This window comes from Arthrobacter sp. P1_B3 (genome assembly GCF_056406615.1).
Window position 1 is genome coordinate 1 of sequence record NZ_JBFTZV010000039.1, and the last position, 18,055, is coordinate 18,055.

At 62.6% G+C, this 18,055-nt stretch carries 17 protein-coding genes and 2 pseudogenes; 6 read left to right on the forward strand and 13 right to left on the reverse strand.

Annotation, left to right across the window (positions count from 1 at the left end; translation table 11 throughout):
• Positions 1 to 332 precede the first annotated feature (332 nt).
• The 3 genes from AC1D2F_RS22550 to AC1D2F_RS22560 form a co-directional block, all read right to left on the reverse strand.
• The gene (locus tag AC1D2F_RS22550) at positions 333 to 560 is read right to left on the reverse strand and encodes a flavodoxin (RefSeq protein WP_476967760.1); all 228 of its coding nucleotides are present in this window, start codon (positions 558 to 560) and stop codon (positions 333 to 335) included.
• Between the two features lie 67 nt (positions 561 to 627).
• On the reverse strand, positions 628 to 1,191 hold the full coding sequence (locus AC1D2F_RS22555) for a dihydrofolate reductase family protein (protein WP_476967761.1): 564 nt from the start codon (positions 1,189 to 1,191) through the stop codon (positions 628 to 630).
• Between the two features lie 398 nt (positions 1,192 to 1,589).
• A complete protein-coding gene (locus tag AC1D2F_RS22560) occupies positions 1,590 to 2,318 on the reverse strand; it encodes an HAD hydrolase-like protein (protein ID WP_476967762.1) in 729 nt (242 codons plus the stop codon).
• A 75-nt stretch (positions 2,319 to 2,393) separates the two neighbouring features.
• On the opposite strand from AC1D2F_RS22560, the gene AC1D2F_RS22565 reads away from it, so the two are divergent.
• Positions 2,394 to 2,861: an Lrp/AsnC family transcriptional regulator gene (locus tag AC1D2F_RS22565; RefSeq protein ID WP_229992269.1), complete on the forward strand. Its 468-nt coding sequence runs from the start codon at positions 2,394 to 2,396 to the stop codon at positions 2,859 to 2,861.
• A gap of 82 nt (positions 2,862 to 2,943) precedes the next feature.
• On the opposite strand, the pseudogene AC1D2F_RS22570 reads toward AC1D2F_RS22565, so the two are convergent.
• From AC1D2F_RS22570 to AC1D2F_RS22580, 3 genes and pseudogenes are all read right to left on the reverse strand, one after another.
• Positions 2,944 to 3,045 (reverse strand): annotated as a pseudogene (locus AC1D2F_RS22570) (lyase family protein); the annotation flags it as partial.
• Between the two features lie 321 nt (positions 3,046 to 3,366).
• Positions 3,367 to 4,779: an aldehyde dehydrogenase family protein gene (locus AC1D2F_RS22575; RefSeq protein ID WP_476967763.1), complete on the reverse strand. Its 1,413-nt coding sequence runs from the start codon at positions 4,777 to 4,779 to the stop codon at positions 3,367 to 3,369.
• Positions 4,772 to 5,824 (reverse strand): homoserine dehydrogenase, encoded by a 1,053-nt coding sequence (locus AC1D2F_RS22580; protein WP_476967764.1) that lies wholly within the window; start codon positions 5,822 to 5,824, stop codon positions 4,772 to 4,774. Before AC1D2F_RS22580 ends, AC1D2F_RS22575 begins: the two co-directional genes overlap by 8 nt.
• 302 nt (positions 5,825 to 6,126) lie before the next feature.
• Here AC1D2F_RS22580 and AC1D2F_RS22585 point away from each other — a divergent pair, with 302 nt between their 5' ends.
• The 3 genes from AC1D2F_RS22585 to AC1D2F_RS22595 all read left to right on the forward strand — a co-directional run bounded on the left by AC1D2F_RS22585 (position 6,127) and on the right by AC1D2F_RS22595 (position 9,649).
• Positions 6,127 to 7,566, forward strand: coding sequence for an amino acid permease (locus AC1D2F_RS22585; protein WP_476967765.1), 1,440 nt, complete (start codon positions 6,127 to 6,129; stop codon positions 7,564 to 7,566).
• A gap of 81 nt (positions 7,567 to 7,647) precedes the next feature.
• Positions 7,648 to 8,811 (forward strand): alanine racemase, encoded by a 1,164-nt coding sequence (alr, locus tag AC1D2F_RS22590; RefSeq protein WP_476967766.1) that lies wholly within the window; start codon positions 7,648 to 7,650, stop codon positions 8,809 to 8,811.
• Between the two features lie 37 nt (positions 8,812 to 8,848).
• The gene (locus tag AC1D2F_RS22595; protein WP_476967767.1) at positions 8,849 to 9,649 is read left to right on the forward strand and encodes an IclR family transcriptional regulator; all 801 of its coding nucleotides are present in this window, start codon (positions 8,849 to 8,851) and stop codon (positions 9,647 to 9,649) included.
• Here AC1D2F_RS22595 and AC1D2F_RS22600 read toward each other — a convergent pair.
• From AC1D2F_RS22600 to AC1D2F_RS22610, 3 genes are read right to left on the reverse strand one after another with little or no spacing between them, the layout of a single operon-like run.
• Positions 9,646 to 10,422, reverse strand: coding sequence for an IclR family transcriptional regulator (locus tag AC1D2F_RS22600; protein WP_229992276.1), 777 nt, complete (start codon positions 10,420 to 10,422; stop codon positions 9,646 to 9,648). The two genes, AC1D2F_RS22595 and AC1D2F_RS22600, sit on opposite strands and share 4 nt — an antisense overlap.
• Before the next feature lie 31 nt (positions 10,423 to 10,453).
• Positions 10,454 to 11,206 carry a cyclase family protein gene (locus AC1D2F_RS22605; RefSeq protein ID WP_229992277.1) on the reverse strand — a complete coding sequence of 251 codons (753 nt, stop codon included), beginning with the start codon at positions 11,204 to 11,206 and terminating at the stop codon, positions 10,454 to 10,456.
• Positions 11,203 to 11,640: a YqfO family protein gene (locus tag AC1D2F_RS22610; RefSeq protein ID WP_364742496.1), complete on the reverse strand. Its 438-nt coding sequence runs from the start codon at positions 11,638 to 11,640 to the stop codon at positions 11,203 to 11,205. The genes AC1D2F_RS22605 and AC1D2F_RS22610 overlap by 4 nt, the downstream gene beginning before the upstream one ends.
• Before the next feature lie 336 nt (positions 11,641 to 11,976).
• Between AC1D2F_RS22610 and mmuM the strand changes: the two genes are divergently transcribed.
• Positions 11,977 to 12,954: a homocysteine S-methyltransferase gene (gene mmuM / locus AC1D2F_RS22615; RefSeq protein WP_476967768.1), complete on the forward strand. Its 978-nt coding sequence runs from the start codon at positions 11,977 to 11,979 to the stop codon at positions 12,952 to 12,954.
• 16 nt (positions 12,955 to 12,970) lie between these two features.
• Here mmuM and AC1D2F_RS22620 read toward each other — a convergent pair.
• Both AC1D2F_RS22620 and AC1D2F_RS22625 read right to left on the reverse strand, forming a co-directional pair.
• Positions 12,971 to 13,036: pseudogene (locus tag AC1D2F_RS22620) on the reverse strand (DUF1097 domain-containing protein); the annotation flags it as partial.
• A gap of 234 nt (positions 13,037 to 13,270) precedes the next feature.
• On the reverse strand, positions 13,271 to 14,641 hold the full coding sequence (locus AC1D2F_RS22625; protein ID WP_476967769.1) for a glycoside hydrolase family 32 protein: 1,371 nt from the start codon (positions 14,639 to 14,641) through the stop codon (positions 13,271 to 13,273).
• Here AC1D2F_RS22625 and AC1D2F_RS22630 point away from each other — a divergent pair.
• Positions 14,635 to 15,360: a dehydroquinate synthase/iron-containing alcohol dehydrogenase family protein gene (locus AC1D2F_RS22630; protein ID WP_476967770.1), complete on the forward strand. Its 726-nt coding sequence runs from the start codon at positions 14,635 to 14,637 to the stop codon at positions 15,358 to 15,360. The genes AC1D2F_RS22625 and AC1D2F_RS22630 overlap by 7 nt on opposite strands.
• 165 nt (positions 15,361 to 15,525) lie before the next feature.
• Here the strand turns inward: AC1D2F_RS22630 and AC1D2F_RS22635 are convergent, their stop codons facing one another.
• Both AC1D2F_RS22635 and catA read right to left on the reverse strand, forming a co-directional pair.
• A complete protein-coding gene (locus AC1D2F_RS22635; RefSeq protein ID WP_476967771.1) occupies positions 15,526 to 16,812 on the reverse strand; it encodes a benzoate/H(+) symporter BenE family transporter in 1,287 nt (428 codons plus the stop codon).
• A 108-nt stretch (positions 16,813 to 16,920) separates the two neighbouring features.
• Positions 16,921 to 17,805, reverse strand: coding sequence for a catechol 1,2-dioxygenase (gene catA / locus AC1D2F_RS22640; RefSeq protein WP_476967772.1), 885 nt, complete (start codon positions 17,803 to 17,805; stop codon positions 16,921 to 16,923).
• Between the last annotated feature and the right edge of the window lie 250 nt (positions 17,806 to 18,055).

Here is an 18,055-nt window from a genome sequence, read left to right on the forward strand (position 1 = left end):
ACCGGGGACCCTTGGCCGCCGCGGAAGCGAGGGGTGTCGACGGACCGGTAACCGACACCGATGGCGTCCCGCACGGGGCGTTCGGTCGCCCGCGGGCGGCGACCATCATCCGAATCACCGGCGAAATCTTCCGTCTCGGCGACAGCTTGGCACCCTCGTCCGCCGCATCCAATCGCTCTACCACCTCGATACCTCACGCCACAGATCATCGACGCCGTAAGGGAAACCCTCCTCATCGGCCACTAAGGGCTGCGAATTCACTGCCAATTAGCTCTGCGATTCACACCTAACACCTTCCCGGGCCCGGAACAGTGTCTTGAAAAGCTTTTGATTTACGAGACATAGATTTCGAAGAGTCCTATCCGGTGCAGCCAAGATTCGGCGGCTGGCATTGCGTCTCTGACTTCCTCTCCGCGGACAGCGAGTCCTTCACCGATAACCGCTGATCGGCAGGATACTGCGTAGTCTTGTTCAGTGCTGCCCAGGCCGCTCATGGCGTAGGTCGTGACCGGATGGATGGTTTTCCCGGCGGAATCGTAGCTCTCGGCGAATGTGGTCATCTGCTGGCCACCGACGTGGGGCCGCGGGCGGTGGATCTATTCCCCCCACCGCCCGGAGGAATCGCGCTCAGCGCCTCATCTCGTACCTGGTCAGGACCACGCCGCCGGGAAACGTCCGCGTCTCCACCAGGTCCAGGTTCACCCAGCTGTCCAGCGCGGTGAAGAACGGCGTGCCGCCGCCCACCAGGACCGGATGGGTGGCCAGCACGTATTCGTCGATCAGCCCGGCCCGCATGGCCGCCCCGGCGAGCGTTGCGCCGCCGACGCTCATCGGGCCGCCGTCCCCGGCCTTGAGCCGAGTGATCTCGGCGATCGCGTCGCCGCTGACCAGGCGGGTGTTCCAGTCGACCCTGTCGATCGTCGAGGAGAACACCACCTTCGGCGTGTCCCGCCAGTTCCGCGCGAACTCGATCTCCGCCGCGGTGGCGTTGGGCTGCTGGTCGCCGGTGGGCCAGTAGGAGCTCATGGTCTCCCAGAGCTTGCGCCCGTACAGCGACAGGCCGCTCGCCCGCTCCTGGTCGAGCCACCACTGGAACAATTCGTCGCTCGGCCCGCCCCACCCGAGGTCGTCGCCGGCCGCGGCGATGTAGCCGTCCAGGGTCAGATTCATGCCGTAGATCAGTTTCCGCACGGCGCCAGCCTTCCGTCAGTCGGTCTCCAGGGTATAGATCGGGCGCGCCGCGGGAAACCCATCGGTGCGCGAACTGACTCGCAGGCAGTCCTCGTGCTCGGGGCCCAGCGTGGCATCCCCGACCGCCTCCCGCCGCGACGGCCCGTCGAACATGAGCACGCCCAGCCCGGTCGAGGATCCACCAAGGGCTGCGGGGCGACATTTACCGCTGCTAAAACGCCGCCATTTATCGCTGCGATTCACAAATATGGAATATCTCGCGCCGCGGGAGCGGGCTGACGGTGTCGCGGTGGGGGCCGGCTTAAGCGGCAAACCTCAGGCAATGGATTAGATCTGGGGCCAACCGCAGTCTCTAGCAAAGGGCGGGTTGTGAATGCCTGCTGGTCGCATTCGTGGACTCATCGCACGGGGGGACTGTCATGCTGGGCGGCTGACCGAAGGCTGTTGTTCAGGATCAACGGCAGCAGGGCCGCGGGGGAGGGGGCAACGGCGGCCGCATGCGACCCTTCTTCGACCTCCCCGTAGCCCCAGAGTGCGAATATCGTAGGGATTCCGTGTTCGGCTGCTCCCGCAACGTCGTAGCTTCGGTCTCCGACCATTGCGGGGTTGGAGATGTCCACGCCTTCGGACTGGAGCCGGTGCAACAATTCGGCGATGACCTCAGCCTTGCTCGCTCTTCCCTCGGAGTCCGACGCACCGCATACGTTGATGAAGTAGCCCTTCATTCCAAACCTTCGTGCGAGCCTGTTTGCCTGGTCTTCCACCTTGGAAGTGGCGACAGCCAATGGAATTCCGGCCAAGTGCAGGTGTTTGAGCAGGTCCATAATCCCGTCGTATGGGCTGGACTGTTCAGCCCCGTGATCGGCGTATGCATTGCGGTAGTGTTGGAGGGCCTTTTGGGCGGTTTTTTCGTCCAGTCGTGAGACTGTTCTGAAGGATTCGATCATCGKCGGGCCGACGAATCGGCGCAGTTTTTCCATCGCGGGCACTGGCGCGCCCACCGCTGCCAAGGCTTGGGCAGCACTTGCTGTAACGCCGGGTGCTGAATCCAGGAGCGTCCCGTCCATGTCGAACAAGATGCAGCTAATGCCAGTGAGAGAGGGCCGGGCCTGGTGCAGAAGTGTCATTTTTCAAGGGCTTTCGGTCTTGAAGTTAGTTCCGTTCCGGTTGGGTCCGGAGGATTATTGCTGTGAAGGGTAGGCATGGATCGGGTGAGTCTTGATCAGATAGATCAGAGGATTCTTGCGGAGCTCACGAAGAACGCTCGCATGAGCCATGCAGAGCTGGCGACCAAAGTCCTCCTGTCGAGGAATGCTGTGCGCCAGCGGATCGAACGGATGGAGCGGCAGGGGTACATCCAGGGGTACACAATTGTTGCCGGCCCTCCAGGCCAGGGCCCGGTGTCCGCCTTCCTGATGGTTTACCGGAAGGACCGGGTGCGGGGGGCGGACGTCATCTCCGTGTTGCGGTCGATTCCGGAAGTGGTTCTGTGCGATGTAGTGAGCGGTGACTTTGATCTTCTGGTGAGGGTCGAGGCACGGTCGCTGGAGAGGGTTCAGGAGATCTGGGAGCAGATCGCGGCCATTCCCGGAGTCACGGACACGGTGACGGCCATGACGCTTTCCAGCTACATCAGGCGGGGAACCGGAGGGGCCCGCGCCACGGAGTAAATGTGATCAGGCCCCGGACATGTCCGCACTTCTGACGGGCAGCACTGCGGATTCAAGCAGTAACTGAGCTGTGTCCCGGTCTGTCTGCAGCCATCGTCACCGTAGTGTCAGCTCCGGCGACAGCGAAGGCAATCTGATTCATGGCCTCCGGAATGACCGGGTTGACCTTTCCCGGCATGATTGATCGCCGCGGCTTCCCGCGGGTTGAGGATACCAAGTTCGCAGTTGGCCTGCGCCGCAGCGTTCTTGATCATGGCCAGGGAACGCACCAGATGCGGGTGGCGGGAGACAGGTGTCCCGCTGATGGTGAAGTTTTCCAAGGCCCGGGCGGTGTGTGCTCCCCAGTAGGCTGTGGCCGGTACAGGTACGTCCCCTAGCGAATCCGTCTCGATGCGGGTGGTCATGGGTTTCCGTTCTCTGAGTGGAAGTTTGGGTGTGGCGTAGCAGCGGGCCGCTCCGAGGGAGCTGGAGGGGCGCAGGACCCGGCGGCGCCCCTCCATTTCGATCAGTTCTTGATGCAGATGACTTTGGGCTGGGTCATCTCCTCATACGCGAAATGGACGCCTTCCCTGCCCATGCTCCCGTACTTGGCCCCGCCGAACGGCATGCCGTCGAAGCGGTAGTCAGAGGAATCATTGATCATGACGCCGCCTGCCTCGAGCTGGCGGGCTGCGTCCATGGCCTTGGCCAGGGAGTCCGTGAATATACCTGCATGAAGGCTGAACTCGATGGCATTGGCGACGTCGATGGCCTCTTCGAAGGTGTTGAATTTACTAAGCATCACCACAGGGCCGAAGACCTCCTCCCTCCACAGGCTGCTTTCCGCCGGGACGGCTTCCAGGACGGTCGGCTGAAGCACATTGCCGTCCGTGATATTGCCTGAGAGCAGGACAGCGCCGTCGTCGAGGGCCCCGTCCAGCTTGGTCTGGAGCTCCTGTAATGCTGTGGGGCTGATCATGGGTCCGACGTCCGTCCGTTCATCCGATGGATCTCCGGTAACCAACTGCGCCGTTGCCGCCAGGAAACGCTGCCGGAAAGCGCCGTACACTGGGGCGGCTACCAGGATCCGCTGCACCCCCACGCAATTCTGGCCTGCGGCCCAAAACGCTCCGGAGACGCAGGATTCCACGGCGTTCTCGATGTGGGCGTCGTCCAGGACTATCACGGCTGCATTGCCGCCAAGATCCATGGAGAGCTTCTTCAGGCCCGCGGTGCGGGCGATACTCTCACCAGTGGAGAACCCCCCGGTGAAGGACACCATTCGTACGTCCCGGGACCGAATAAGAGTTTCGGCCACATCCCGGTCGCCATGAACAATCGTGAGGGCCTCTTCCGGGAGCCCGGAGCTCACGAGGGCGTCCGTGAGCAGCTGGGCTGATAGGGGAGTCAGTGCAGAGGGTTTGAGAATCACGGCGTTTCCTCCGGCGATTGCCGGGCCGATCTTGTGTGCCACCAGGTTCAGGGGATCGTTGAAAGGAGTGATCGCGGCAATGATTCCCAGTGGTTCGCGGGAGTACCATCCGGTGCGGTCCTCTGAGCCCTCGTACGAGTCAAAGGGTATGACTTCGCCGGCGTTCCGGCGTGCTTCGGCAGCCGAGAGGCGGAGCGTGTTGACCGCGCGCAGTACTTCCTTCCGTGCCTGGCGGATCGTTTTCCCGGCCTCGGACACAATCGTTTGCGCGAACTCCTCGTTGCGCTGCTCGATCTCCGTTGCGGCGCCGTCCAGTATCTTCCCGCGTGCGTTGCGGGACAGTGCCCGTGCCTTCCGGGCGCCGACGCGGGCCGTTTCGATCACGGCTTTGCCGGCGGTGGCCTCGGTCAGCGAAACCGCGCCGACCACTCTGCCGTCGTAGGGGCTCAACACGTCGCGGAACTGCGGCAGCGCCGTTTCCGTCGAGCACAGCGTGGATTCAGACATTTGCGGCTACTTCCGTCCTGGCTGCGTGCATTGCGATGATGTCAGAGAGCAGGGCATAGGCGGTCTCCACACGGCCGGCTCCCGGCCCGGAGACGGTTACCGGGCCTAGAAGGTCGGTGTCGAAGGACACGGCATTGGTTGCGCCGGAAACCCCGGCCAGCCCATGGCCGAGGGGGAGCGCTACGGGGGAGACGCCTGCGGTCACTGACCCGTCCGGGTTCCGCCGCGCTGAACCCACGAGCTTCCAGCGGCGTCCCTCGCGGGTTGCCTTCTGGATATTCTCCGGCGTCACAGTCGAAATCCCCTCTCGCTGAACGTCCTTTAGTTCGATGCCTCCGTCGAGCAGCTCGTTGGCGAGGATAAGTACCTTGAGCTGAACGTCGTATCCCTCGATGTCTGCTGCGGGATTGGCTTCGGCGTAGCCGCGTTCCTGTGCCTCGCTGATGGCCTCTTCGAAGTCCAGTCCGGATTCCATCCGCCCGAGCACATAGTTGCTGGTGCCGTTGAGGATGCCTTCGAACCCGTTCAGCTTCAGCCCCGCGAACATTTTCTTGGCCAGGCGGATGACGGGAGTGCCGCTCATGACGGCACCCTCGAACTCGAAGTGCACGCCGTTCTGTTCGGCCAGGGCAGTCAGTTCGGCGCCGCGGAGGGCAACCGGGCCCTTGTTCGTCGTGCAGACGCTCTTGCCGGATTCGAGGGCCCAGCGTACGTGCGAAACTGCTGGCTCGCCGTCGTCGGGATTCGTGAAAGTGGCCTCGCAGATGATGTCGGCGGTGCAGTCACGGATAACTGATTCGTTGTTGGTGTCCGCGGACCCGCCATGGGCGGCGAAGGTTTCGCCTCCACCGTCCAAGTTGAGTGCGATGCCCAGGTCGATCCCCTCGGGCTGGACCAGCGAGCCGAGGCGCAGGTCGGTGATGGCCACGACACGCAGGCCGAAGCCCAGCTCGGAACGAAGTGTGTCACCGCGTGTTGCGACCAGTTCGGCCAGCGTCCTGTTGACGCCGCCGAAGCCGATCAGCGCAATGTCATAGGTGGTCATGGTGCTCCTTCAGTCAGTTACATCGGTCCTCCAATGCTCACCGCATTCCATGTCCGTCAGTGCATGTCATTGTGACCGAAAAACAGGGCGAACTGACCATCTGTCTGCCGATTCGGCAGCAGCGCCTCCAGGTAACTTAGGTGCAACATAAGCATGTTGAAATGTTTTTAATGACCCAAGCGCCGTTTTCGTGTTACTTTCATCACTACCGCCACTGCACAGCCCGAGGCGCCCTGTCCCCCCATGCCGGGGCGATGTGCGCATCTTTCGCATCAGACCTATCCACTCACCTGGGAGAAACCATGGAACCCTCGTMACCTGTCCAGCTAGACCCACAGCCCACGATTCCCCCGTCGACCGACTCCGGGCTCCGGCGGTCCATGGGGGCACGCCATCTGGTCATGATCGCCATGGGCGGGGTGATCGGCTCAGGGCTGTTCCTGAGCTCGGGCTACACCATTTCCCAAGCCGGACCGCTCGGGGCGGTCATCGCCTATCTGATCGGCGCCTTTGTTGTGTACCTGGTGATGGCCTGCCTCGGCGAGCTTGCCATCGCTTATCCGGTCTCAGGCGCCTTCCATATTTACGCGGCGAGGTCGATCGGGCCGGCCACCGGGTTCGCCACGGCCTGGCTCTACTGGCTCTGCTGGGCAGTGGCCATCGGATCGGAGTTCACTGCCTCCGGTCTCCTCATGCAGCGCTGGTTCCCGGATGTTGACGTCTGGGTCTGGTGCGTCATCTTCGCCTCGGTCCTCTTCGGCTTCAACGCAGTTTCCTCGAAGTTCTTCGGCGAGTCCGAGTTCTGGTTTGCCATCGTCAAAGTCGGTGCCATCGTGGTCCTCATCGTTCTTGGTGGCGCGGCGCTGTTCGGCATCCACCCGCTCAGCGAGGCGGGCAGCCACCCGTTCATGTTTGAGAACTTCAACACCTCCAGCGGTCTCTTCCCCAACGGTTTCAGCGGCGTTCTCGTCACTGCACTTGCAGTGTTCTACGCCTTCTCCGGCTCGGAACTCATCGGTGTGGCAGCGGGCGAAACAGCTGACCCCGCCACCAGCATCCCCAAGGCGATGCGCAGCACAGTCATCCGCCTGCTGATCTTCTTCGTCGGGGCAATCGCTGTCATCGCGGCTACCATCCCGTTCGATCAGGTCGGCCTGGATGAAAGCCCGTTCGTGACTGTCTTCTCATCCATAGGCATTCCCTTTGCCGCCGACATCATGAACTTCGTCATCATCACCGCACTCCTCTCCGCTGGAAACAGCGGCCTCTTCTCCTGCGCACGGATGCTCTACTCCCTTGCCGACGAGGGGCACGCCCCCCGGGCGCTGAAGAAACTGACCCGAGGCGGTATCCCCATAATCGCGCTTTCAGTCAGCATGCTCGGAGGCCTTGCGTCGCTCATCAGCAGTGTCGTTGCGCCCGAAACGGTCTACCTGGCTCTTGTTTCAGTGGCAGGTTTCGCCGTCGTCGGGGTCTGGATGTCCATCACCGCCTCGCACTTCTTCCACAGGAGATCCTTCGTCAAGAAGGGCGGCGATGTCGCCGCCCTTCCCTACAAGGCACCGCTGTTCCCGCTTGTGCCGATCCTGGCCTTTTCGCTCTGCCTTATTTCGCTGATCGGCATCGCTTATGACCCGAACCAGGTAGCAGCCCTCTATTTCGGAGTTACTTTTGTTGGCGCCTGCTACGCCTTCTTCTACTTCAAGTACGGACGCAAGGCGCGCGCAAACCAACTGTCCTAACGCCGTCATCAACTATCGCCTACCCAGCTTCTCGGCCGGGGACTTTCGTCCCCGGCCGAGAAGCTGTTCAACGAATAATCCATGAATTCACAAGACCTGATGCAACGCATGCGCAGTTCGGCCCTCGACGCCGGCAGCTGGCTGGAGATTGACGCCGCAGCTTTCGAGTCAAACGTCCGGAACCTCCTGTCCCTGATCGATAACCGGGCGCTCCTGTGCGCAGTGGTCAAGTCCCATGCCTACGGACACGGAGCTGACCTTTTGCTCCCTTCCCTTGTTCGCCTAGGCGTTCCCTTCGTCGGAGTAGGAAGTAACGAGGAGGCAGCCATTGCACGCCGCTGCGGTTTTGCGGGCCGGATTCTGCGTGTCCGTGCCGCGGCGCCGCAGGAGATCAAGGCTGGCATGCGTCACGACATCGAAGAACTTGTTGCCGACCCGCAGAGCGCCTGGGAGATGCACAAGATCGCTGCCGAGGCCGGGACGGCGATCCGCATCCACCTCGATATCAATGCTTCCGGGATCAGCAGGCACAGCCTCGACGTCTCATCCACGCTTGGGCGGGCATCCGCGGTAGGGATCGTTAGCCACCCTGGGCTTCTACTGGCCGGGATCATGACGCATTTTCCCAAAGACGATACCGGCCATATCGAAACGGCTCTACTGCGTTTCCGCAGTCAGGCGTTGACGCTGCTCCAACTGACCGGAACGCGCCGGGAAGACGTGCTGCTCCACTGTGCCAACTCCTACGCCGCGCTGCACGTACGCGGCTCGTGGCTGGACATGGTCCGTGCCGGGGCAGTCCTCTACGGCGATTCGGAACCTGCAACAGGGCACTTCCAACGGTGTTTGGCCTTCAAAGCCCGGATTGCGTCCATTAATAGCTATGCAGCAGGCACTAAGGTCGGCTACGGGCTCACCCATACCTTGGACCGGGACTCCAGGCTGGCGTCAGTGACAGCAGGTTACGGAGATGGCTACCGGAGGGCACTGGCCAGCCAAGGCAGCGTACTTGTCCGCGGCCGTCGCGCTGCCATAGTCGACATCGTTTCGATGAATTCCATGGTTGTCGACGTCACCGACGTGGCGGGAGTTTCCCCTGGAGACGAAGTCGTGTTGTTCGGGCGGCAGGGACGCGCAGAAATCGCTCCCGCAGAACTGGAAGCAGCGAATTCAGCGATACTCGCTGACCTCTACACTGTGTGGGCGCAAGGAAATCGCGTCCTGGTCAACAATGAAGACATGTGAGAATAGGCGTAGTCATCGGGCGGAAGGAGCACGGAGCATGGATTCTTCCTCGGAAGCGTCGTCTATGGCCCAAGGACTTCGAATTGTTCGCCTGGTCGCGGACCGGGAGAAGCGGGGCAGGCGGCTTCTCGGCGTTTCCCAGCTCGCATCCGAGTTGGATATGGAACAAAGCCGCGTCTCAAGGCTGACGCAGGAATTGTGTGAGTTGGGACTGCTGGAGCGAGTCGAACGCGGTCCCTTCCGAACCGGTCCAAGTTTTTTCAGCCTGGCCGCAGCGCTGAATACCGGCTGGGTCCGCGAATCAAGAGCCGAACTTGAGGCTTTGGTGGCTTCTTTCGGCCTTAGATCCAGAGTTTCCGTCCGTGATGGCTTCCGGGTCGTTCTCCTGCGGGCCTCCAGTAACGATGCGGTTCCCGGCAGCTTCGTGAAACCCGGCATGGTGACGCCCGTGTGGTGTACCGGCTCCGGACGGGCCTTGCTGTGGGACCACCAGCATCCAGCCGTTGAAGTCCTTCTCCAGGAAGTCAACTTTATCGGCGTAGGCGGTCCGGGGGCGGCCCATTCGCCGCAAGAAGTCGCCGAACTGATGGACCGGGACAGGGCGCGGGGCTTCATTGTCGCGGAGGAAGAATTCGAGCACGGAATCTACGAACTGGCCGTTCCCGTCCGCAACGCTGATGGATCAATTCTTGCCGCGCTCAGCGTCCTCGGCGGCCGGGCCGAGATCAAACCCAGCACCAATGACATTGCAAAGGCCCTTACGGCCGCAGCCGAACGGCTGGGGTCCTTTGAGGGCCGTCCCCGGGGCGACGCGGGCCGGAAGGGCCTTGCCAGCTAGAGCCGGTTCTGCGGCGACGCGTGACCCAACGTTGACTCAAGCCACTTGCCCCAGGACACGAGAGCCGTCGCGCATAGCCCCAGCCGCGGCTCCAAACGTGTCTTGGCGCCTACGACCTGAAGCGCTGCCACCACATCGCCCTTAAAGTCGCGAATCGGAACGGCCAGGGAGTAAAGTCCTGGTTCGGCTTCCTCATCGACAATGGAGTACCCCCGTGCCCGCGCCCCGCGCAGTCGTGACAGGAAGTCCTCGACGTCAAGCGGTGTATTGGGGCCATGGCGCACGAAGGGAACGCCGGAGAAAATGGTTCGGACCTCGGCGTCCGAGGCTTCCCACAGCAGGGCCTGGCCGGCATCACTACAAAACGCCGGGTAGGGCCGGCCCAGCCACGAACCGACCATGTTGCTACTTGCCGGAACACGCTCACCGATGGTGACAGTACTGTTTCCGCTCATAACTCCGAGGAAGCATCCTTCGTCAGTTTCACCGGCCAAGCCTTCCAAGGCGGTTACGCCGTCGGTCTGCAGCCGTTGCTCTGTCAACAGCTGTGCGTCTGTCAGGAGCGACCAGTTCAGGGTGTAGGACCGATGGTCTCCGCGTGCCAGAAACCCCTCCTGCTCGGCGGTCCGGAGGCTGCGCGAAACCTGGCTGCGGTCCCTGCCCAGATCGGCTGCTATATCAGCGACCGTTCCGCCAGACAGGCCTTCTGCGTTGCGGGAGCCCACCGCGAGGACAGCCATGATTCCCCGGCCCATGCTGGACGTCTTAGACATGGATCCGATTCTAGTCACTGGAGAACGTGTCTTAGTGGATGGCGAAGACCCGGGCTGGAAAACCGCTGCCGTGCAGGGGCTTCGGCCAGCTTGCAATGAGGATCGCGCCGGCTTCTGGAAGCCCGTCCAGGTTCGCCATCAGCTCGATCTGCCACCGGTTCCGCGCCAAAACATAGGTCTCCAAGCTGAAATCCTGGCGGGACGTAGCCAGTCCCGGGTCTGTGTCTGTCTGCTCATGGCCGACGGCAGTTACCGACCGCTCCTCGATCAGGAAGGAGAGGACTTCCTGCGACCAGCCAGGCGTGTGGCTGACCCCCTTATCGTCCCTGTTCGCCATGGCGTCGGCGTCGGGCCAGCGATGGCTCCACCCTGTCCGCAACGCCACAAAGGCCCCGGGGGCGATGGCACCGTTGCGGCTCTCCCATGCCTGGACGTCCTCCATCGTGGGAGTGGCGTCCGTATTTGCGGTGACCCGCGCGGTGATGTCGAGGATGGCCAGCGGAAGGACCATATCCTCCACAGGAATCTGGTCCAAGGTCCGTCCCCCGCGGATGAAATGCGAGGGAGGGTCAACGTGCGTCCCCCATTGGCCGATGATCGAATAACGGTGAGCCGTGAAACCGTCGCCTTTCTCCAGATCGAACACCGCCTCCCTGATTTCGTCCGGGAATGCCGGGAAATGAGGCTGGCCAGGGTGGAAGGCGTGCGTCAGGTCGGTGAATGACCTGCCCGCCAGCAACGGCTGCAGATCGTCCCAAAGCCGGGTCGTGGTGGTTTCAATCATGATGCGGCCTCGCTCTCAAAGACTGCCGGAAGGGCTGTGCTGGAGACGCTGACTGGCCCTGTCAGTTCGATGACCGGTACCTCCCACGGATGGATATCCACGATGTGCTGCAGGAAGCGTTCCACGGCGGCGTCAGGGGTCGCCACATCGAAATACGTCGTGAAGACCAAGGTATGTGAAATTGTCCGCTGGCCCACCTGCCCCAGCGTAGGGTTAGCGCCTTCAGTGCATGTGAACCCCTCGAAACCCAGGCCGGATTCGAATACATGCCTGTAGTTGCCAAAATCCCCTAAGTCAGGGGACTCCGACGAGGCCTGGAGCAGGGCCGCGATGCCGGCCTCATCTTTGAATGCTTCTGCGTCGCCCCTGGCGAGCCGGGAGAAAGTTTCCGAAGCTATGGGCCAATGCACGCGCAGCTTGCGGACTGATTTCATTGCAATTTTCAAGGGAAGCCTCTTCCTGGGCAGCTCGCAAATGGTGTCTGAATGCCATGGTGGCATAGAGTGATGTGCATTACAAGCATGAAGAAATGCTTATTACGCACAAAATTAGAGGAGGCATTCGCGTTCACTCGGCACATCCGCCGGACTTTGGGCGTCACTGTGCCGCGGAACACCGGTCGCTGCAAGCGGCTGCTGACCGTCATCTGCAAGCCCGGGGCTGCACTGCGCTTTTGGCACTGCACGTTGTGCTACCTTGCATTGCCGGGCCACGAGGCGCCGCAACTGCCCGCAGGAAAGAACAAACCGAAATGCTTGGAGCCCTGAACGATGCCCAGTAACACGATGCTTTCCCGCATGCTCGACGCCGGAGCGAACCTGACCGTGGACGGTGCACTCGCCACCGAGCTTGAAGCGCACGGCTGCGATCTGGAAGACCCTTTGTGGTCGGCTAAAGTCCTTCTGGAACAACCGGAACTGGTCAAGCGCGTACACCACGATTACTTCCGCGCCGGAGCCACTGTCGCCATCACGGCGAGCTATCAAGCCACACCCCTGGGATTTGCGCGCCGCGGCATCGGCGAGGAAGTGGCCTTGGAACGGGTGGCATTGAGTGTGCGCCTGGCTGACGAGGCACGCCGCGAGTACCTGGCCGAAAACCCGGATGCGGGACCCCTGCTGGTTGCAGGATCAGTCGGGCCCTACGGCGCGTACCTTGCCGATGGATCGGAATACCGGGGCGACTATGTCCTCGGCCGAAACGAGTTTTTGGAGTTCCACCGGCCTCGAATCGCAGCGCTGGTGGAGGCCGGAGCGGACTTTCTTGCCTGTGAGACGCTGCCTTCATTGCCGGAGGCCGAGGCCCTGTTGGCACTCATGAAAGAGTTCGACGTCGAAGCCTGGCTCTCCTTCACGCTACGGGATGGCGGCCACATCAGCGACGGTACGCCGCTGGCTCAGGCGGCAAAGCTCTTTACGGCGGAGCCGCTCGTGGCGGCGATCGGCGTGAACTGCGTGCCGCTGGAGCTGGTCTCCCCATCGCTGGAGGCCCTGGGCAGAGCCACTGATACGCCCCTGATCGCATATCCGAATTCGGGCGAAAGCTATGACGCAGTCACCAAAACGTGGGGGCCGGCCGCGGCGAGCCCCGATAGCAAACAGCCCGCAAGCCTTGCGGAGGGAACGCCAATCTGGCGTGAACTTGGTGCCCGGCTCGTTGGCGGGTGCTGTCGAACGACCCCACAGGATATTGCCGCCGTGACGGCGCGCCCCACAGCACGCCGGAGAGGTTGGCAGGGATGGTCTTGAGCAGCCCGGCGCGTTGGCCGCGGGCGGCGAAGAAGCATGCCCAGGAGAGGAACCCGAACCAGGTGATGAGGCCGAAGGGCACATTGTTTGCGCAGGTCAGCGACCTATGAGCCGCTGACCGTGTACAAAACTACGGCGTAGCATTTTGCTGTGGCCAGTATCAGCACGCGCATGAAAAAAGACGAGCAGCTGTAAGGGAAATACGGCACAAAGCCGCCGGGCTAAACAGCGTCGCGTGCTGCGCGGTCTTGGCCCTGCCGGTGGCTGGCCCTGGTTCCGGCAGGCCTTGGGTGGGCACTGCAGTGCGGTGCTGTGTTTAGGACAAGGCCGTGACGGCCAGTTTCCGCACAATGGCCGTGCCGCCCTCCACATGGACTTCGGTGCCCAGGTTCCCGGACAGGGGGAACACCAGATCACTCAGGACCACCCAGCCGTCTTGGGCGAAGACCTCCACGGAGCACTGGTCGACGATTACACGGAGCCTTAGCACGCCGTCGTCGAGCTTTACTGGCGCCGACTCAGCCGACGCGAACTTATCGTGGAAGGCGGTGTTTCCGGAGTTGCGGCGATCCAGGGTGATCCGGCTCGTAACGGCATCGAAGCTGAGAACCGTTGCGGCGCTCCCGCCCGATGCGCCGAGAAGCCTGAAAGCAACGGTCCGGGCCGTGCCGGGCAGGATTTCGGCCTCGATCAGCTGGGCTGATCCGGGCGCCGCGTCGGGCAGTTGCAACAGGGAGTCGTGAAGTTCCACGTCCTGGATGGTGCGGGTCGGCTCCCCACAGTCCAACGGCAGCACCGGGCGCTGCACCAGGCGCGGCGAACCGTCCACCGTCGCGAGCTCGACCTCGCGGGCAAGCGACATCCCGGAGCGCCACGGAGACGTGGGCAAGGTGTTGGCACAGTCCCAGTTGTTCATCCAGCCGATCATGATGCGGCGGTTCTCCGGGGCGTTGCTGAAGGAGACGGCGGCGTAGTAGTCACGTCCCCAGTCGAGCCACAGGCAGTGTCTGAGATCCGTGGTCCCGTCGGCATCCGCTGGAACGAGTGAATCAGAGTCGGCGGTGAACTGCACCCCATCGAAGTCGCCGACGAAGTATTGCCCTCCGGAGCCGCCGGCCACGGCACCCGGGTTGATGTTGACCACCAGGACCCACTTGACGTTGTCCGGGTCGCCGTCGACGGGGAGCGGGAACAGGTCGGGGCATTCCCATTCGCCTCCTGTGGCGTTTGCAGGGCCGAAGGTGCTCAGGTATTCCCAGTCCTTGAGGTTGGCCGAGCGGTACAGCACAACCTGCTGGTGCTGGGCCTCCACCGCCACCATGACCCAGCAGGAACCGGCTGGTCCCTCGTAGCGGAACACCTTGGGGTCCCGGAAATGGGCCGAGCCGCGGCCAAGCACCGGGTTGCCTGCGTATTTGCTCCACGTCACGCCGGCGTCCGTGGAGAACGCGAGAGACTGGGCTTGTGTCCCTTGGTGCACCGAGCCTTCCTTGAAGGCGCTCGTGTAGATGGCCACCAAGGCCGGATCTTCCACTGTGCCGAATCCCGAGGTATTGCCGTGGTCCACCACGATGCTGCCGGAAAAGACGTCTTCTTCCTCGTCGCCAGACCACCGGCGTCGACGACCGCGTCCTGCCGGCGTCGGTGATTTACGACGTCGGGCTGACGCTTTCGCTGCCAGTGGCACTGTCAGTGGCCTCCGGTTTGAACGCCCTGGCGCACTGCATCGATGCGCTCTGGGCACCCCGCGCCGATCCCGTGAACGCGGCGCTCGCCGGTGAGGCCATGCGCCTGCTCGCCCGCGGACTGCCGGCTATCAAGGCAGACCCCTTCGGCGCGGCTGGCAGGGAACAGACCCTGAGCGGAGCGTTCCTGGCCGCGACGGCATTCGCCTCGGCCGGATCGGGGCTGCACCACAAGATCTGCCACGTCCTGGGCGGAACCTTCAATCTTCCGCACGCCCAGACGCACGCCGTGATACTCCCGCACGTTACTGCTCTCAACGTGGCCGCAGCGCCGGAAGCGGCAGCACGCATCGCCGCCGCGCTGGAGAGCGCGGGCGCCGTCACCGGGCTGCAACGCCTTTACAAAATCACTCGACGCCCCGCGCACCCTGCGGGAACTCAGACTTCGCGAAAACCACATCACCGAAGCTGTGGACCTCATACTGCCCCATGTGCCGCCGTCGAATCCCCGCAGCATCGACGCTGCGGATCTGGAGCGGCTGCTGCACGCTGCTTGGAAGGAAAACACTCCATGATTTCACTGGTACACCACCTGGCACTGCTGTTCCATCTCAACCGCAAACAGGATCTGGTCCTCTGGGAGGAGGACCTGGCGACGCCCGCTATCAAGCTGACGTCATCGGCCTGGGTGGGCTGGTACGAAGAAGACCCCGTGGCCTGACGCAAATCGCCGGTCGAACGCAACGCTTCGGCAACTCACCCTCACCACCAACACTCAGGAATCGGCGTCCACCCAAGTAAACCACCGACCAGTCAGGCGCCTAACGCCCGTTGGGACCGTTCAACTTGAAGAATTCCGGGGCGGAAGGGTCATGAAAACGCCGGGCTAGGATCTTGCCTGATGGTCCGGGCGCTCCAGCACCCGGGACACCGTGTAGCCGATGACCAGGCCCCAGAACGCCGGGTGAATGTTGGCGAGGTTCGTCCCGGACATGGTCACCACGAATGTCACCAAGGACCCCAGTGTGAACGTCGTGGCGAAGGCGCTCACAAACGCTTGCTGGAGAGCGCGCAGCATGGCAATGCCGCCGAGGGCAAGGATGAACTCTCTGGGCGTGGCGAGCATAAGCCGGGTGAGGGTGGGAGCCAAGACGGCGCAGGCCATGGCCAGGACGCCGAACACCACGGCCGCTGTGTACTGACGCTGCCTGCTTCCTGAGGACGTCATGAGGGCGTTCGTCGGACCGGTCACGCAGGCTGAGACAGCACCGCAGCCGGCATTGATCAACGAAAACGCGCCCGAAACGATGGCGAAGACGTTGACCGGCGGATTGTGGCCTGCAGCACGGAGAACCGCGATGCCCTGGCCATTCTGAACGAACAACACAGTCAGTGCCAGGGGAACAAACAGCTCGAGCTGGGCGGCCCAGGTGAACTCAGGAAGGGTGAAGACCGGGGTGGCCAGAACCGGTCCGCCTTTTTGGATGGAAAATTGGCCACTTGCCGCCACAGCGACACAACCAACCACAAGAGTACCGAGCACCGGCGGAAGAAACCTGCCCAGGGCGGGCACGGCCGTGAGGACCAGGAATGCGACCACCATCGGGGCAGCCACCACAGGGTTAGCCTGGGTTGAACCAACAATGTCTGTGCCGAATTTCAGGAACACCGCGGCCACCATGGCCATGACGATCGGCATGGGCACCATTGCCATGGTCCTGCGGACCAAGCCGGTGGCACCCAGCGCGAGGATGAGCAATCCGGACGTGAAGAAGGCCCCCACCACCTCCGGAAAGGACAAGTGCTGCAGGGACGGACCCAGCAGCACCGTCCCGGGAATGGACCAGGCAAAGCCCAAGGGTTGCCGATAGAGGAGAGACATGACCAGAGTCGCCGCGCCACCCGAAAAAAGGATGCCAAACACCCAAGAAGCGAGTTGACCTTCGGTTAGTCCTCCCGCCGTTCCCACGGCCAAGGTAACGGCCATCGGGCCGGATGCGGAGAAGATGAGGCCGATCACCCCGTTGGAAAAATAGGGCAGGCCGAGGTCACGGAGAACCCGGCGTACGCTGGCGGGGCGAACGCCCGGACGTTCCAGCAGCGGTTGAGGCATCGGAGCCTCAACGGCCTCCACATGGGCGGCGGCGGGTAGGTCCTGACGGGATGACGGCATTCGGGCTCCTGACAACGGCGGCAAAAGGCAGGCGCCCTGGAGCTTGCACTCCAGAGCGCCTCCGGTACCGGGCCGAGGCGCCGGCACCGATCGGTCAGCGGTCGCTTCTTACTTGTGCTGGCCTTCCTTGGCGAGCACGTAGTCATAGACCACTTCTTCGCCAGCCCCGCCATCCATGCGCGTCTTGGGGTCCAGCATCAGTTCAGGCTTGACTGCCGAGGCGATGTCGTCCGCGTTGTGCGGGTCACCGGGGAAGTACAGCTGCTGAGTTACAGGCTGGAAGCCAGGCGCGGAAACCTTGATGTGGATGTGCGCCGGGCGCCAGGCATGCCAGCCTGCCGCGCTGATCAGCTGCCCGCAGGCCCCGTCCGTGGGAATCTGGTAGGGAGCCGGGCGCATCGTGTTGATTTCGAAGCGGCCGTCGTCGTCTGCCTTGACCGTGGCACGGAAGAGCCACTCGGGGAGGCCCGGGGCGTACTGGGAGTAGAACCCGGCGCTGTCCGCATGCCAGATCTCCACCTGGGCGTCGTGGATCGGGTTACCTTCCGTATCGGTGAAGTGGCCGCTGAAGTGCAGCGGCGTTCCCTCCTCGTCCTCACGCATCTCTACGGTGGCCGGGGTCGGGAGTACGGGGGACCCGGGCACGTAGTAAGGCCCCTCGATGGTACCCACGGTGCCGGGACGATCCTGGGAGTTGACGTCCTCCACGGTGTGCTCCAGCCACACGTCGAGGAACAGCGGCCACTCCCCGTCAGTTCCCACTTTGATGAGCCAGGCTTTGAGTGCGTTGTATTCCTCGTAAGTGACCTGGTGTTCGACGACGATGTCATTAGCGGCCTTAATGAGTGCCCCCGCCAGCAGGCTCACCCTTTCCTTCGGCACATCCAGCCGCGAGAGCTTTCCCGAGGCGGTGAAGCGCTCCGTGGCCTTCGAGCCGGCTTCGATGGCAGTGCCCTCATTCTCTTTGCGGGCGTCCGTTTGGGTCTCAGTCATGGTGATCTCCACATTCCTCATTGAATAGGGCCAGGAAGTTCTCCCGCGCCCGCTGCGAAGCACTGGGGCAGTATTTCTCGTCTGCGGCGCAGTAATCGCGTGATGTCTGTCTCATCGTAGGTCCCGAATAAGGACGCTACAAATATCGATTTGGCCGCTTTTTAGTCATGATGCGTACATAAAACCACCCTTGGTTGAACCTAGGCATTTACCTGATGTGAGAGGGGTCACGAGCGGCAAGACTGGTCTC